This window comes from Lysinibacillus parviboronicapiens, from assembly GCF_003049605.2.
Classification (GTDB): domain Bacteria; phylum Bacillota; class Bacilli; order Bacillales_A; family Planococcaceae; genus Lysinibacillus; species Lysinibacillus parviboronicapiens.
The window spans coordinates 341,180-355,378 of record NZ_CP073713.1; the positions used below are offsets into that span (position 1 = coordinate 341,180).

Annotated in this window: 16 protein-coding genes; 8 read left to right on the forward strand and 8 right to left on the reverse strand. The window is 36.7% G+C overall.

Annotated elements, in window-relative coordinates; all coding sequences use genetic code 11:
- Positions 1-90: 90 nt before the first annotated feature.
- Complete coding sequence (locus tag C9J31_RS01770) at positions 91-711, reverse strand: hypothetical protein (protein ID WP_107948500.1); 621 nt, start codon at positions 709-711, stop codon at positions 91-93.
- A gap of 88 nt (positions 712-799) precedes the next feature.
- Between C9J31_RS01770 and C9J31_RS23480 the strand changes: the two genes are divergently transcribed.
- Both C9J31_RS23480 and C9J31_RS23485 read left to right on the forward strand, forming a co-directional pair.
- On the forward strand, positions 800-1,120 hold the full coding sequence (locus tag C9J31_RS23480; RefSeq protein WP_238602052.1) for an alcohol dehydrogenase catalytic domain-containing protein: 321 nt from the start codon (positions 800-802) through the stop codon (positions 1,118-1,120).
- 76 nt (positions 1,121-1,196) lie between these two features.
- The gene (locus C9J31_RS23485; protein WP_235616315.1) at positions 1,197-1,352 is read left to right on the forward strand and encodes a zinc-binding dehydrogenase; all 156 of its coding nucleotides are present in this window, start codon (positions 1,197-1,199) and stop codon (positions 1,350-1,352) included.
- Between the two features lie 322 nt (positions 1,353-1,674).
- Here C9J31_RS23485 and C9J31_RS01780 read toward each other — a convergent pair whose 3' ends face one another.
- The 3 genes from C9J31_RS01780 to pdxR form a co-directional block, all read right to left on the reverse strand.
- Positions 1,675-2,949 (reverse strand): hypothetical protein, encoded by a 1,275-nt coding sequence (locus C9J31_RS01780; protein ID WP_107948498.1) that lies wholly within the window; start codon positions 2,947-2,949, stop codon positions 1,675-1,677.
- Between the two features lie 119 nt (positions 2,950-3,068).
- Positions 3,069-3,878 (reverse strand): EcsC family protein, encoded by an 810-nt coding sequence (locus C9J31_RS01785; protein WP_107948496.1) that lies wholly within the window; start codon positions 3,876-3,878, stop codon positions 3,069-3,071.
- Between the two features lie 152 nt (positions 3,879-4,030).
- A complete protein-coding gene (gene pdxR / locus C9J31_RS01790; protein WP_107948494.1) occupies positions 4,031-5,392 on the reverse strand; it encodes a MocR-like pyridoxine biosynthesis transcription factor PdxR in 1,362 nt (453 codons plus the stop codon).
- Positions 5,393-5,487: 95 nt separating this feature from the next.
- Between pdxR and C9J31_RS01795 the strand changes: the two genes are divergently transcribed.
- Both C9J31_RS01795 and ldmS read left to right on the forward strand, forming a co-directional pair.
- Positions 5,488-6,069, forward strand: coding sequence for a GNAT family N-acetyltransferase (locus C9J31_RS01795; protein ID WP_054767933.1), 582 nt, complete (start codon positions 5,488-5,490; stop codon positions 6,067-6,069).
- Positions 6,070-6,199: 130 nt separating this feature from the next.
- Entirely contained in the window at positions 6,200-7,357 is a 1,158-nt protein-coding gene (ldmS, locus tag C9J31_RS01800) for an L-aspartate--L-methionine ligase LdmS (protein ID WP_107948581.1), read from the forward strand.
- A gap of 14 nt (positions 7,358-7,371) precedes the next feature.
- Here the strand turns inward: ldmS and C9J31_RS01805 are convergent, their stop codons facing one another.
- The 4 genes from C9J31_RS01805 to C9J31_RS01820 all read right to left on the reverse strand — a co-directional run bounded on the left by C9J31_RS01805 (position 7,372) and on the right by C9J31_RS01820 (position 10,626).
- Positions 7,372-8,079: an ABC transporter permease gene (locus tag C9J31_RS01805; protein ID WP_107948492.1), complete on the reverse strand. Its 708-nt coding sequence runs from the start codon at positions 8,077-8,079 to the stop codon at positions 7,372-7,374.
- Positions 8,076-8,924: an ABC transporter ATP-binding protein gene (locus tag C9J31_RS01810; protein ID WP_107948490.1), complete on the reverse strand. Its 849-nt coding sequence runs from the start codon at positions 8,922-8,924 to the stop codon at positions 8,076-8,078. The genes C9J31_RS01805 and C9J31_RS01810 overlap by 4 nt, the downstream gene beginning before the upstream one ends.
- 145 nt (positions 8,925-9,069) lie before the next feature.
- A complete protein-coding gene (locus tag C9J31_RS01815) occupies positions 9,070-10,026 on the reverse strand; it encodes a LytTR family transcriptional regulator DNA-binding domain-containing protein (RefSeq protein WP_107948488.1) in 957 nt (318 codons plus the stop codon).
- Between the two features lie 27 nt (positions 10,027-10,053).
- The gene (locus C9J31_RS01820) at positions 10,054-10,626 is read right to left on the reverse strand and encodes a dienelactone hydrolase family protein (protein WP_107948486.1); all 573 of its coding nucleotides are present in this window, start codon (positions 10,624-10,626) and stop codon (positions 10,054-10,056) included.
- Between the two features lie 483 nt (positions 10,627-11,109).
- Here C9J31_RS01820 and C9J31_RS01825 point away from each other — a divergent pair, with 483 nt between their 5' ends.
- The 4 genes from C9J31_RS01825 to C9J31_RS01840 all read left to right on the forward strand — a co-directional run bounded on the left by C9J31_RS01825 (position 11,110) and on the right by C9J31_RS01840 (position 14,192).
- Complete coding sequence (locus tag C9J31_RS01825; RefSeq protein ID WP_107924983.1) at positions 11,110-11,943, forward strand: alpha/beta fold hydrolase; 834 nt, start codon at positions 11,110-11,112, stop codon at positions 11,941-11,943.
- A 204-nt stretch (positions 11,944-12,147) separates the two neighbouring features.
- The gene (locus C9J31_RS01830; protein ID WP_107948484.1) at positions 12,148-12,864 is read left to right on the forward strand and encodes a carboxymuconolactone decarboxylase family protein; all 717 of its coding nucleotides are present in this window, start codon (positions 12,148-12,150) and stop codon (positions 12,862-12,864) included.
- 13 nt (positions 12,865-12,877) lie between these two features.
- Positions 12,878-13,564, forward strand: coding sequence for a CoA transferase subunit A (locus tag C9J31_RS01835; RefSeq protein ID WP_107948483.1), 687 nt, complete (start codon positions 12,878-12,880; stop codon positions 13,562-13,564).
- Positions 13,557-14,192 (forward strand): 3-oxoacid CoA-transferase subunit B, encoded by a 636-nt coding sequence (locus C9J31_RS01840; protein WP_107924988.1) that lies wholly within the window; start codon positions 13,557-13,559, stop codon positions 14,190-14,192. Before C9J31_RS01835 ends, C9J31_RS01840 begins: the two co-directional genes overlap by 8 nt.
- Positions 14,193-14,199: the final 7 nt, after the last annotated feature.

Here is a 14,199-nt window from a genome sequence, read left to right on the forward strand (position 1 = left end):
AGCAGTGAACAGTACTACTTAAAGCCAACACCAACAGCGATGAAGAGGGTGCGGTAGATTTTTGCTGTTGTTGATGTACGTTGTGCTGTATTATTTTTGAATAAATAATTGTAATTCTTTTAACAGTGTCTGACAAAGCGTAATGGAAGTTAGCGTATCATTTACTAATTCTAGAGAATGATTAGCGCTTTCTACAATTGCAAGATGATGACAATTCAGCTGGTCCAATTTTTCTTGTGAGAAATGTGGATCTGCTGTACCAATTGCCAAAAAGGCATGCTTGTCCTGCAAATTATGTAGGGTATGTTCGAATGACAGAAGTGGTGTAAATAGGACATAGCGAGAAGGAAAAGATGTATGCCGTTGCATATAAAAATCTATAATTGGTAGAGTCCCTAACGATTTACCTAGGTACACAACTTCTTGATATGGTTTGCTGTCTAACATGTAAGTCACAATAGGATTTGTGGCACTATAGACCATTTCTGAAATGGCTGTTGGCTCTTGTTCAAATTGTTGCTGTTCAAAAGAATAACAGATTTGCACTACATCATACCCAAGTTCCAGCATGAATGTCGTGGAATAATACATAAGAAGTTTATCATACGTGTAACCCGTACCAGAAAACATGAAACAGATTTTATCATTACCTAATTCAAAATAGTTGTAAGTTTGGCCCTTATATACATCTTTTTTAGGCTTTATTTTCACTGGAATTCCCCCACTATATCAATATGTAAATGTATCCCTTTTTTTGTTACGATCTTATATTTTAACTATATCAGGGAGGAGTGAGATTATGAATGCTGTGATTATTAATGAGTTTGGACCAGCGTCTGTTTTAACGTATGTTGAATGTCCAAAGCCTGCTATTTCAATAGGGGAAGTGTTAATTCGTACAATGTACACAAGTGTCAATTTTGCCGATATTAAAAATCGAACAGGGAATAAAGCTAAGGCAAATTTCCCAATGGTTCTTGGTTTAGATGTTGCTAGTGAGATAGAAGAAGTTTTTGATGATAGTAGTAAGTTTAAAAAGGATTGTGTTTTCGCATTTCCGAAAAACGGAGCGTATGCCCAATACAATTTGGAAATAGTATGGTACAGCGGGCCACATTAAAACAACTGATTTACATAATAGCTGTCGCAATGTCAAAGGCTTTAGCTTAGGGACGACTCGCTCATTAAGGCCAGAAATGCTGCAACACGTTGCACAGGATATTTTTTCTTTAGTAAGTGATGCACATTTCCAAGTACCTATTGCTAACATTTTTGCATTAGAGGACATGCAGAAAGCCCATGAACTAATGGGAAGCCGCCAATATGCAGGGAAAATCCTAATTAAAATATAGGAAGTTCCACTTTTTATGTAGGATACGGAGTACCGAAGTTATCGCAGATTGTTGACAAAAAGTATTCGCAATGATCACATTGCGAATACCTTTTGAAATTTATATTCGTTCCAAATAGTTCCTAGAAACGACAGTAGGACTCTATGAGCAACTATTTCCAGTTATTTTTGAACTTTGCCATGTTTAATTAGTTAGCTTCTTCGAATTTGGCAGAAAAAGTAAGAATCCTCTACGTGCTTTTCTTTCGCATGCAAATATACGTTTAATCGTTACGCAAGCTATGCCCTCAAAAAAGCATTCATCGTAGCGGAAATCAACGGATTTATATACCATCAGATACTGTTAGGATTCCGCGTTGAAGCATACCAGCAAATCCAGCCATCGCTCGATGTGCTGCTGCTTCACCTGTGCGAGAATAAGCAATAATGATGGAAGAGCCGTCAGTCGCTTCCGAGTCTAAAAATACAGTTTCACCTGCAGTTCGAACAGCCTTGTCTAGGGCTGTTAAAAAAGCAGCATCACCGTTCCAGGCAAGTGTGTATAAATAACCCGTTGAACTATCGAGATGGCTAGTAAGTAATTGATCAATTTCAGTTCTACTATAGCCTAATTCTACAACTGCAAGTATGGTATCTTCTTTTAATTTTTCACCAGTGAAATCTGCAGGTTCGCTGATTTCATAAGCCTTCATGTTAGATTGAGCATGAAAAACATCTTGATAAAAATTGTTTATTTTTTTGGCATCACAGATTAAACGAGCGTCTGGAATAATACCAAGGTTACCTGTATACATCATTCCGTGGGCTAGCCAAGCTAACCCCATGCCTACATATGCATTATACCCTGATGAAGGGAAGAACTTACGGCCAGAATTTATTGTAAGTAAGCCACCAATTGCAAGTGAAGCTTTTGTTTGCGAAGTATCTAAAGTTGCCCACTTATCCATAACATAAGTTCCATATTTATAGAGTGTTTGATATTTTGGGAATTGAGAGGCTGAACTGTACGTCGCTATCAGATCTAAATATAACCCAAGTCCCCCTACGTGAAGAATAGGGCCATTCACAGCAAAGTTGGCGAATCTTTGATTTCTCCAGCAACTAATTGAATCCTCTAAAGCGTTGTAACTTGGATTAGAAGAACTATCCATCCAAGAGGCAATTTGATTTGCCAAAGAATCTGTAGCGAATGCTATTCGATTTCGATTTGTTTGATCTAAATCATGATAAACACCTGTACGAGTTATGACTAAGCCGGCTAAAACAATGCCGCCAGCAGGGGAACCACCTAAATTTGCATTGCTTAACAGTAATGATTGACCAGCACTATTTTTTAATTCTTCTATGGAAGTAAATGTTGCAAGAATCGCCGTTTTAACGCTTTCTTTAATGGAAGACGAAGATGGTAATTTGTCATGTAAACTTGCCAAGAATTGTAATTGGTTGCCCAATCTTTGAAAGCGTAGATTCACATCTTGTCCATTGCTGCCAGAACGGATGGTAGAAACTTGAGAGTATCTTGAATCATAGGCACTGCCTTCGGGAAAATGTTCATTAAAAAATCGGGTAGCTTCAGTTAGGGTAGCTTGTGTTGCCATACAATCACTCCTCGATAGTATTTAATATTTATCTAGATTACGGTCTTATACTTTTTCCTGTTTCGGCTATCTATTTTTCGTGTTGGATAACTTATGCAAAGATTACTTGTCAAATTGTTTTAAAGATTATCTAGTTCATTTAATTTTTCATAGATTCGTCTTTTTCGATATAGCATAGTACCTGCCTCAGCAACATCTTGGATCATTCCTTTATTAGCAAATGCGCCGAAGAGTATGCCCGCAATGGGAATCATTTGAAATAACTTTTTCCAACCCATTTGGTCACGATACGTAAAAAATACTTCCTGCCAACCTTGGAGCTGTGAAATCATATTTTCAGATACATTTTTATCTTTGTGCATAGTAGAGAGCTCTTCTAATATCGCTTCTTTTCCAACAATATCGGCAGAAGAGAATTGTAGACATTTGACAATGAAAATGCGCTCCAATTTATCGTTTGGATCATATCCATGAATAATGGCAATCTCTTGCAGTGTTTTTAACGACATGCCTAAAATCATGGGAATATCGATTGCCATCGTAAAGATGCCACCGATGCCGGTAGAGGCACCTTGTATTGTTGCAAGCTTGGCGCGCTCGCTTTGAAGCTTGTCACTCAGAATAATCATATCTTCCAAGGGGATGTTACCAACATCAGAGATGGTAATAATATTTTTATAAGATGAGGCATTGCGTATGCGCTTAAGCATGGCTTGTTCATTGATTAAATATTTTCCACCTGATTGAATATAGCTTCCTAATTCATCAACCAATACAGCTATTTTATTTTGAATGAAAGCCGGTGTCATTTTATCTAATAGCTTAAAAGGTATCCGTCCTAGCTTCTCCCAAAACCATAAACCGTTTTGATCCTTCTCCCATGCTTGTATGGTCTGTAATTGTATTTCTAATTCTTCTTTATTCTCCATTGCAGCGATTCCCCTTATCTGTGCATTTATCCTACATTCCCCATTAAAAGAAGCTCACTTTAAATAGAATACGATAAATAATTCAAAAGGTTTCGTTTTCTCAACATTGTTTGTGGTGTTTACATTAAATTACGTAATTTTACGGACATAAATTATTGCCATACTGTAGCCAGTAAAGCAATTCCTTCTTCAATTTGCGCTATGCTTAAACCGCCATAACCAATAATAACCATGTTATTTTTAGAAGGGTGTAAAAAGGAGGTAGAACAGGGATATACGTTAATGCCAGCTACCTGTGCACGTCGAAGCCCTTCATCTTCAGATAGCCATTGCGGTAACTTTAAAATAATGTGTAGACCTGATTTTTCTCCGATTACTTGAAAGTCGTCGGAGAAATGCGTGCTAATGGCAGCTAGTAAAGCTAGCTGCTTTTTGCGATAAATGGTGCGCATTTTAGCAAGGTGTTTTTCAAATAATCCTTGTTCGATGAAATCAGCAAGTATGAGCTGATCCACCTTAGAGACAGTAGATTTTTGCTCTTGATTGAAGACAGTGAATGCTTCGACAAGTGATTGCGGTAAAATCATATAACTAATGCGCAATGAAGAAATAAGAATTTTTGAGAATGTGCCAAAATAAATGACTCGCTGTAGCTGATCCAGTTTCGCAAGTGAGGGGATTGGTAGACCTTTATAGCGAAATTCTGAATCATAATCATCTTCTATTATAAATGCCTTATTCGATGTCGCCCATTGTAAGAGCTGAGCACGTCTTTCCATTGACATCACCATACCGAGTGGAAATTGGTGTGCCGGTGTTGTGTATAACATGTGGACTTCTGTTTGCGGTACCGTAATACCTGAGTTATCAACAGGAATAGCATGAATCGGTAGACCACATTGAAGCAAAGTAGCATGTACCCTTTTAAACCCAGGTTCCTCTAATCCAACTTGTGTTAGTTGACCAAAAAAGTGACAAAGCGCTTGTAGCTGTGTTTGTGTACCACTATAGACAAACACTTGTGATGCATCACACATAACGCCTCTTGAACGTTCAACATAGTGAGCAATATCCTGACGTAAAGTAGCTTCACCTTGCCAGGGACTGGTTGATAAATTATGTGCATTGAAGTGTTTTTTCATCAACTTATGCCATGTTGAAAATGGAAAGGCATCTTTGTCTACATGTCCGTTGTGAAAATCAAATTTAATCGTATTCGTTAAGGGTTGAATGGGAGCTTGCTTATCTTTTTGCGGTAGTTGTAGCCACTCAAATTGAAAGGAAGCAATAAAGTAGCCTGAACGCTCTTTACTATAAATATACCCTTCTGCAAGTAACTGCTCATAGGCTTCTTTAATAGTATGAACACTGACATTAAGCGTATTGGCAAGCATGCGTTTGGAAGGTAATTGTTCATGAGCGGATAGTTTTTTCATGAGTATTGCTTGTTTAATCTCCTCGTAAATTTGCACATATTTTGGGGAGTTTCCAGAGAATAGTATAGAAAGTTCCATTTTAATAACCTCCTGGTATGGTGTTGATTTATGAAATTGGTTATATTCATCATATCAAAATTCAAGTTAAATAGATGAAAAAGGAGTGGTAGAAATTGCACTTTACAGCATTAGAAAATGACATTGTATTATTAAGGCCAATAACAAAAGAAGATGTTTCAGAGATGTTAGCTGCTGGTAGTTATCCAGAGATTTGGCCATATTTATCCACAAACATTGAACAGGAAAGTGATGTGCATAACTTTGTGAACAAAGCTTTATTTGCAAAGTCGCAGCAAAAAGAATTCCCATATGCTATTGTGGATAAAATCTCGGGGGAAATTATAGGTTCAACGCGTTTTATGGATATTGACGACAATCACAAACGACTCGAGATTGGACATACATGGATTACACCCGCATTTTGGCGCACAGCTATCAATACAAACTGCAAGTATTTATTATTACAATATTGCTTTGAAGTGCTTGGGTTACAGCGTGTACAAATAAAGACAGATCAAGAAAATATACGCTCTCAAAAGGCGATAGAACGTATTGGAGCAATAAAAGAGGGGGTCTTGCGCAATCATATGATACGCAAAGATGGTACACCTCGTCATACAGTAATGTATAGCATCATATTAGAACAATGGCCTGTCGTTAAGAGGCAATTGGAAAATTTAATAAAAAAATATTAGCTGAAAAATAATTGTAGAGGGTGAAAAACTAAAAAATAAAACTATTTTTTGTCAATTAAAGTGTGAGTATTAAAATTTAGGGGTAGATTATTTGAAAACTATTTATAAGCTTGAAAGAGAGGTAATCTACATGAAACCAAAATTAACATTACGACAAATTTATGGTGATGATGCTGTTTATACACCACGTACACCGTATAGTGATAATCCGTGGATGATAGATGATCCCCATAAACTAGATGCATTGACCTCAAGGGAAGTGGCCATTGCCGATATTCCAGTATTAGTCCATCGAGCAACACAGAGTGAAAAAGCACAAAGACTTCATGATTTGGCAGGTCTACCTTGGGTGGAGCAACCTTATACTTATGAAACACAAGAAGAATACTTAGCCCAAATCCAATCTTGGTGTGATGAAGGGAAGACAATTGTCTGTCAATATTTGCATGAAACTGAGCATATGACCCGCGATTGTTATTGGATGGATGCTGAAAAGTTTAATGAGTTAAATACAAAGGCCTACATTGACCATTTAATTGATAGCAAATTTGTGCCGAGTCGTTTAAATGTAGAACTTTACAAACTTTCAGATGCTATAAAAAATTGGCAGCCTCCTGTCGTGCTTAAACCTGGAGATGATTCTCCGACTTCCGGTGGATATGGGGTAATAATTTGTCAAAATAAAGAAGAACTAACAGAGGGGTTACGGCAATTTCGTATGACAGGTACAGACAGTATTATTATTGAAGAGCTATTACAGGCAAAGGATAATTATAGCTGTCAGTTTACCTATTCAGAGGCGCTCGGTGTTCAATATTTAGGAGCTTCTCAACAAATGACAGATGATAATGGCATTTATGAAGGAAATGTCATTGTGGATGAAGTACCAGAAAAAGTGATTGAAGTAGGCCGTCATATTATGGAACAGGGTGTTGCAGAGGGCTTTGTTGGTGTAGCGGGCTTTGATTTGATTGTAACAGAGGCTGGGGATGTGCAAGCCATTGATTTGAATTTTCGGCAAAATGGCTCTACTTCCATGCTGATGTTCCATGATGCTCTTGGTAAGCCGGTCAATAAATTCACTTCTTATGCTGCAAAAGATGTTAAAGAAAATGAAGCATTCTTTCAAAAAATAGAGAACTTAGTCAAACAGGGTATTTTGTTTCCGTTATCTTATTATGATGGCGATTTTTTTGCCAAGCCAGTTGAATCAAGATTCGTTGGTATTTGGTACGCAGATACGCTAGAAGAAATAGAGCAACTTGAACAACAATTCCTATTATCGTAGAAAAAGAATGGTCATTAATCGACCATTCTTTTTTTATAGATAAATCCAGTGACAACCCAAGTTAAAAGTGACCATATTACGATTGTAGCCACTGGAATTAGGACATCCATTGTTGCAAAGTTGCTTTCCAATGCTTCTGCTAGAATGACCAGTTGAGAACTTGGTAGCCACTCGGCAACTTCTAAGATTGGATAAGCAGCAGATAACGATAAAGCAAGCGGTCCGAATGAGAAAATAAACATAACGGGTAACACGATAATGGATGCTTCCATAATTGTTTTTGCAAATAATCCACATAATGTTCCTAAAGCAATATAAAAAACTGTAGAAAGTACTAGAGCAATTGTTAAAATGCCAATGTTAGCAGGATTATAACCAAGAAGGAAAATAGTCAATGCTACGACAAAAAGTGAAATGATAAAGACAAATAAGCTTTTTCCTATTAAAATATCTGCAAGTGAGGCAGGAGAGAGCATTAAACTTCTTAGCGTATTTTTCTCTTTCTCTTCAGCAATTAAGCAACATTGTACATAAGCAGTCACAACAGCAAACGCTGAATTTATTGGTAAAAAATAAGAATTTATACTATTTACTCCGCTTTTATTGTAAACAAAGGCGAGAATAAGTGGTAATAATACCATTGTCGATACTGCATAATTACGCGAAAATTCCTTGTAATCCTTCATAAAAATCGCTTGAATACGTGTCATTGAAATATTCATACTAAATCACTCCCTGTTATCTGCATAAAAATATCACCTAATGTTGGCTCGTTTGTATAAATGCGCACAACTTCTTCCGATTTCATCCAAGAATATAATTTCTGTGCATCTTGTGCGCCATTTTGAATCGTCGTACACTCACCATTTTGTAATTCTACTGTAATAGAATCATCCCCAAATTCTTTTTTTAATTGTTTTGGTGAACCAATAGCACGAATTTTCCCTTGATGTAAAAAGGCTACACGATCACAAAGTATCTCAGCCTCACCCATATCATGAGTTGTTAAAAAGATTGTAGTACCCATTGCGTTTAATTTTCGTAAACCATTATAAATATGTTGAGTATTCACAGGATCTAGTGCTGAAGTTGGTTCATCTAAAAATAATAACTCTGGTTTATGCATAATCGCACGGGCAAGCGTAACACGCTGGATCATTCCTTTAGATAGCTGACTGATTTTCTTTTTTCGTTCAGAATACAAATTGACAAAATCTAATGCTTCTTTTACAGCCGAACGAGGGAGTTGATATAAATTACTATATAGTAATAAGTTTTCTTCAATTGAAAGTCTCGTATAAAGCCCGCTGTTATCTGTTAAAATACCAAATCGCTTTCTGTTATGACTTTGTTTCATTGCATTAGCAGGGTGACCAAATAAAAAAACATTTCCTGCGCTACTTTCAGTTTGTGCTGTCAAAATTTTAATGGTGGTTGTTTTTCCCGAACCACTTGGACCAAGGAACCCAAAAATTTCTCCTTTTTGAATTGAGAATGAAACATCCTGTAAGGCTACTTCTTTATTAAATGTTTTTTTCAAATGCTGAACATCAATTACTGTCTCCATGTTCAAACCTCCTATGTGTTGTTGATGTCTTCACTTTAAAGGATACAGTTAAATAAGACATTCAATCACAGGTGAAAGGCAGAAAAATGCCCTTCAGTGGAGAAATAGCAATGTGACAGGAGTCGTTTATTTCCTGGGAAATCTCCTATATTCCGAGTATTTCTTTTAAGTCTGCTAGTTTGTTTTTCGACAGAGGTACAACCGTTTTTTCGTTACTATTTAAAGCAAGGCTGTAGCTATTACGGGTCCAAGTGATTATCTCACGTACTTTTTGTAGGTTAACGATATAAGAACGATGACTTCTAAAAAAGCCGAATGGTGTCAATTTTTGTTCTAGATCATTAAGAGATAAAGTACATGGATAGGCTTCATTCGCAACATAAACACACACAACACCTTCCACACTCTCAATGTAGTCTATTTCTGGCGGATTAAATAAAATGATTTTGTCATTTTTTTTAGTAGGGATTTTATCAAGTCTTATAGGTGCACTTTCGATAGGTGTAGGAACTTTTTCAATTTCATCTTCCTTTACATCAAGTGCATGTAAACCAAATGCATCTAACCTATATATTTCGGTACTCGAAATAATAAGCTCTTCCAAATTGTTTGAAAGTAAAACAATTGTTTTTTCTTGCTTTTGAAGGGCTATCAAGAGCTTGAGAACATTTTGCTTTGAATATTCATCTAAGTTTTGAAAGGGCTCCTCAATAATTTGAGTGGGTGCTGAACTTAGATATGTATACAGCAATTTTAAACGTTGTTTTTCGCCATGTTGGAGCGTATGAATCTTATTATTTTTTTGTTCAGATAATGAAAACAGCTTTAATATATCTTCTTTATTGTACTGAGGTGCAGTAAATAGCTTGATAGAAAAATGTATATACTCACCAACAGTAAGTCGTTCGTATAATGCGTTCTCACGTACATGCGTATATGTCTTTTGTTGTCTTGAAAACCATTGCATTAACGTATTAATTTTCGTCACATCTGTATAGATGCCTATAATAGCTCCGGCATGCAAAGGAAGTTGAAAGCTTGGATAAATGACATTTCCTGATTCAGTATAAGGGTCGATTTCTAAAAGTAGTTGTTGATTCAAAGCGATAGCCTCCACCAGATAATAGATTTATAAAAAATTTTTTATATACGTCTGTGCCTGCATAGCACTTTCGTGATGAAATGATGTGTTATGACGATCCATAAATCCATGTTTACCTGGAAATTGAATAGTTTGTACAAATTGTTTGTGGTTCAGTGCATGTCTCAAGTCTTGAATATTGAAACTTTCTTCCTGACTAGGTAAAAGAATCAGTGTCGGACACTTTGGTTGTAGGTCAAGAAATTGCCGAATACGGGAGCCGTAAACACATACAACGCGATACAACGGCAGTGTAGAAAGTCGCCAAGCAATTGTTGCACCTACACTAAAACCGATTACAATAACTTTTTCATATTGTTGGAGGGCAGCTCTTAGTTTTTTGACAAGTATCTCTAAAGGAGCGTCGAAGCCAATTTCATTTGTGAAATACAGATAAGCTTCTTTTTCTTGGGCGTATGAGAAACTTTTCTTATCGGAGTAAAGATGGATACATTCAACATCCGTATGCTCATCCATAAATGCAAGGGCCTGTTGTCGAATAAAATTATTTACGCCATAAATTTCGTGTAAAATAAATACTTTGCTATTTTTTCTATTCATTGAGACTCCTTTTTTTCTTTTTCAAATAGTGTAACAAAAAGTAATCGCACCGTATATTTTATCCTTTAAAAGTAAATTTATGGTGGACTTTTCTTCTTACTAATAGAAGTCAATAAATTATTTCTATGTAAAATATAGAAGAGACCATTTCATTTTTAAAGGTTGGAAATTAGCGAGGTGGCGATTTTTTAGTAGGTTATTAAATGCATAAATAGTAATTAATACATTTCTTTAACTATATCAAAATAATATAATGGTCGATTAATGTAAATAAATACCTTTTAAAAAAACACGTAAATCATAAATTACTTTGAGAAAAATTTTTTGACTTTTTCGAAAAAACAATGTAAAAATATCTTTATCTTCATTCGGTGAATGTTTTGCTATGCCGAAAGGCTTTTCTCGGCAAGGTGATGAGTGAGAGTGTACTCTTACAAATGGACTTCTAAACGCCGTATGAATTTTACGAGGAGGATGATGGAAATGGAATACCAATCAATTGATGTGAATGGTAGTGCATTATACTTTGCAGACTATCCAGGTGAGAAAGGTACAATTATAGCTGTACATGGTTTAACCGGGAACCATATGCAAATGCATTATTATGCTGAACTTTTAAAAGGCGAGTATCGTTTTATTTCGATTGATTTAAAAGGACGTGGTAATAGTGCACCAGCACCTGCGGATACAGGTATTGAGTTACATACACAAGATATATTAGCTTTGCTTGATGCACTAAACATTGAACGCCCGATATTAATGGGTTATTCAATGGGTGCATTTATAATGGCAAATGTTGCTAGTAAACGACAAGATGTAAAAGGGGTCATTTTGCTTGATGGAGCTGCTACTTGTACAGATCATCAACGTCAAATAGTTGAGCCCTCACTGGGGCGAATTAGCAAGCCGTATGACACAGCAGACGCATATGTTGAGGAAATAAAAGCAATTTATGGTCGCCTAGGTGTGGAATGGACAGATCATTTAGCGAGTGTTGGCCATTATGAAATTGCAGAAAAAGATGGACATTGGGAGAATAAGTCTAACGAAGATAAAATTCGTTTAGATTTCCAAAGTTTTTATGATTACAACCCTGTAAAAGTTTTTGAAAATGTGGCATGCCCCATACTTTTAATTCATTCGACGGGTAGTATTGGAGCAATGCCTGCATTATTTTTAGCTGAATCTTATGCAGAAACGCTCAAATATGCAAAAAACATTTGGAAATTCACATCTAATAGTAATCATTACACATTGGTTTTTGAAGAGAGAAAAGATGTTAACCCAGTAATACTGCGTTTTTTAGAGAGTTTATAAAAAAAGAGTTGCAGTTTTTTAAATTTTATGCGAATAATTAAATAACAATTATTAATGCCTATCGAGCAGCTTTAGAAAAAAGACCTTTTTCTACTTTCCCTGCTTGACTGTTGGCTACATTTCTCTGAACGTACGGCAAATACCGTACTTTTGGGGAAGTGTGGCCTTTTTTTATTCAAAATTTCCAAAAAGGGGAGTTAACAGATGACAACAGGATTAGAGTATTTCAAAAAAGTTTATGATGTTGTACCTGGATGGGTACAAAAAATGCACGATTATAATCCAGCGATGTTAGACCATTATACAGCACTTCGTGGAGCAGCAATGGCGCAGGGTGTTCTATCTGTGAAGGAAAAGGACATTTTGTTAGTCGGGATGAACGCTGCAAGACATTATGCTCGTAGTATGGTGTATCACACGAAAGGTGCCATTGATGGTGGCGCCACACTCGAAGAATTAATCGAGTACTTACTTGTAGCTTATAACTATGGTGGGGAAAAAGCATTACAAATCGGCTTGCAGTCATTTGACTATGCTTTAGAGCTAACGAACACGAATGCAGACAAAATTTCGCATGAAGCCTCAGCAAGTGATATTGTGCGCTACTACAGTACGTTTGCTTCGAAAGATAAAAGTAAGACGTATTTTGAGCAATTATTGCGTTTCTTTGTTGCGGGAGATGAAAACGCTTTAAAGGATGCATTACTTAATGGCAATGTTGTATCAACACAGATGAAATATATCTTAATGACAGGAATTTACACAACCGTATTGAAAAATGCGGAAACAGATTATTGGGCGCGACAATCACGTGAAATAGGTGTAGAGGAAGCAGAATTGGCAGAGCTTGGCTATATTTGCCTATTAACAGCTGGCATTCCTTCATGGTTTGAAATTAGTGATGCGCTTATCCAAAAGTAATGGAGTGAATACAATGAAAATTTATGAATCCGTAGAACAGGCTTTATCTTGTGTAGAAAGCGGCCAAACGATAATGGTTGGTGGATTTGGTTTAGTAGGTGGTCCGCTCACTTTAATCGATGCCTTAGTGGAGTTAGATGTAAACGATTTAACAATTATTAGTAATAATTTAGGGGAAAAAGGAAAGGGCCTTGGTAAACTGCTGGAGCAAAAGAAAGTAAAAAAGGCAATTGGCTCTTACTTCACTGGGAATCGAGATGTTGGTGAAGCATTTCAACGTGGAGCACTAGAAATTGATTTATTACCCCAGGGTACATTAGCGGAGTCGATTCGAGCTGGTGGTGCAGGAATTGGTGGTTATTATACAAAGACGTCAGTTGGAACGGATCTGGCGAAAGGCAAAGAAACCAAAGTAATCAATGGTGAAGAATATGTATTTGAGGAAGCGTTAAAGGCGGATGTTGCAATTATTCGTGCACATAAGGCGGACAGGCTTGGGAATTTAGTGTATTACAAAACCGCACGGAATTTTAATCCGATTATGGCAACTGCGGCAAAGACAGTCGTTGTTGAGGTAGATGAAATTGTAGAAGCGGGCGAACTAAGCAGTGATGAAATCATTACCCCGCATTTATTCATTGATCGAATAGTTGTAGCGCAAAAGATTTTAACGAAGGAAGGTGTCGTGGAACATGGCTAATCCTATTCAGGAGCTAATAGCAAAAAGAGCTGCTAAGGAAGTTGCAGATGGACAGATTATTAATTTAGGGATTGGTATTCCTACACTTGTTGCAAAGTATGTAGAAAATGACAATGTTCACTTTCATACAGAGAATGGCATGCTCGGTGTAGTAGGTGTGGATGAGGAGGATATTGATCCGAATGTAGTGAATGCCGGAAAAATGCCAGTTGGAGAAGCGATTGGATCATCCTTTTTTAATAGTGCAGAGTCATTTGGCATGATTCGAGGAGGGCATGTGGATGTAGCCATTTTAGGCGTACTACAGGTAGATGAGCAAGCACGCATCGCCAACTGGGCAGTACCAGGGAAAAATATTATTGGTGTTGGTGGTGCGATGGATTTACTAATCGGAGCACAAAAGGTGATTGTCACGATGACACATACATCAAAAGATGGGAAAAGTAAGATTTTAAAGAATTGCACTTATCCAATCACGTCAACACGTAGCGTTGATACGATTATTACTGAAATGGCTGTTTTTAACTATGTAGATGGACAGTTACATTTGGTTGAATTAATGCCTGAAGTTACATTACAACAAGTAGAGGCAAGCACCGAAGCAAGTTTTGTCAATGCACTGAAATAGGAGGGAA

Excerpts from the sequence above, each read along its gene's own strand:
- C9J31_RS01805 (WP_107948492.1), bottom strand. The coding sequence starts at position 8,079 with ATGAATATTTCAATGACACGTATTCAAGCGATTTTTATGAAGGATTAC.
- C9J31_RS01830 (WP_107948484.1), top strand. The coding sequence starts at position 12,148 with ATGACAACAGGATTAGAGTATTTCAAAAAAGTTTATGATGTTGTACCT.
- C9J31_RS01785 (WP_107948496.1), bottom strand. The coding sequence starts at position 3,878 with ATGGAGAATAAAGAAGAATTAGAAATACAATTACAGACCATACAAGCA.
- C9J31_RS01825 (WP_107924983.1), top strand. The coding sequence starts at position 11,110 with ATGGAATACCAATCAATTGATGTGAATGGTAGTGCATTATACTTTGCA.
- ldmS (WP_107948581.1), top strand. The coding sequence starts at position 6,200 with ATGAAACCAAAATTAACATTACGACAAATTTATGGTGATGATGCTGTT.
- C9J31_RS01840 (WP_107924988.1), top strand. The coding sequence starts at position 13,557 with ATGGCTAATCCTATTCAGGAGCTAATAGCAAAAAGAGCTGCTAAGGAA.
- C9J31_RS01810 (WP_107948490.1), bottom strand. The coding sequence starts at position 8,924 with ATGGAGACAGTAATTGATGTTCAGCATTTGAAAAAAACATTTAATAAA.
- C9J31_RS23480 (WP_238602052.1), top strand. The coding sequence starts at position 800 with ATGAATGCTGTGATTATTAATGAGTTTGGACCAGCGTCTGTTTTAACG.
- C9J31_RS01780 (WP_107948498.1), bottom strand. The coding sequence starts at position 2,949 with ATGGCAACACAAGCTACCCTAACTGAAGCTACCCGATTTTTTAATGAA.
- C9J31_RS01835 (WP_107948483.1), top strand. The coding sequence starts at position 12,878 with ATGAAAATTTATGAATCCGTAGAACAGGCTTTATCTTGTGTAGAAAGC.
- C9J31_RS23485 (WP_235616315.1), top strand. The coding sequence starts at position 1,197 with ATGCTGCAACACGTTGCACAGGATATTTTTTCTTTAGTAAGTGATGCA.
- C9J31_RS01820 (WP_107948486.1), bottom strand. The coding sequence starts at position 10,626 with ATGAATAGAAAAAATAGCAAAGTATTTATTTTACACGAAATTTATGGC.
- pdxR (WP_107948494.1), bottom strand. The coding sequence starts at position 5,392 with ATGGAACTTTCTATACTATTCTCTGGAAACTCCCCAAAATATGTGCAA.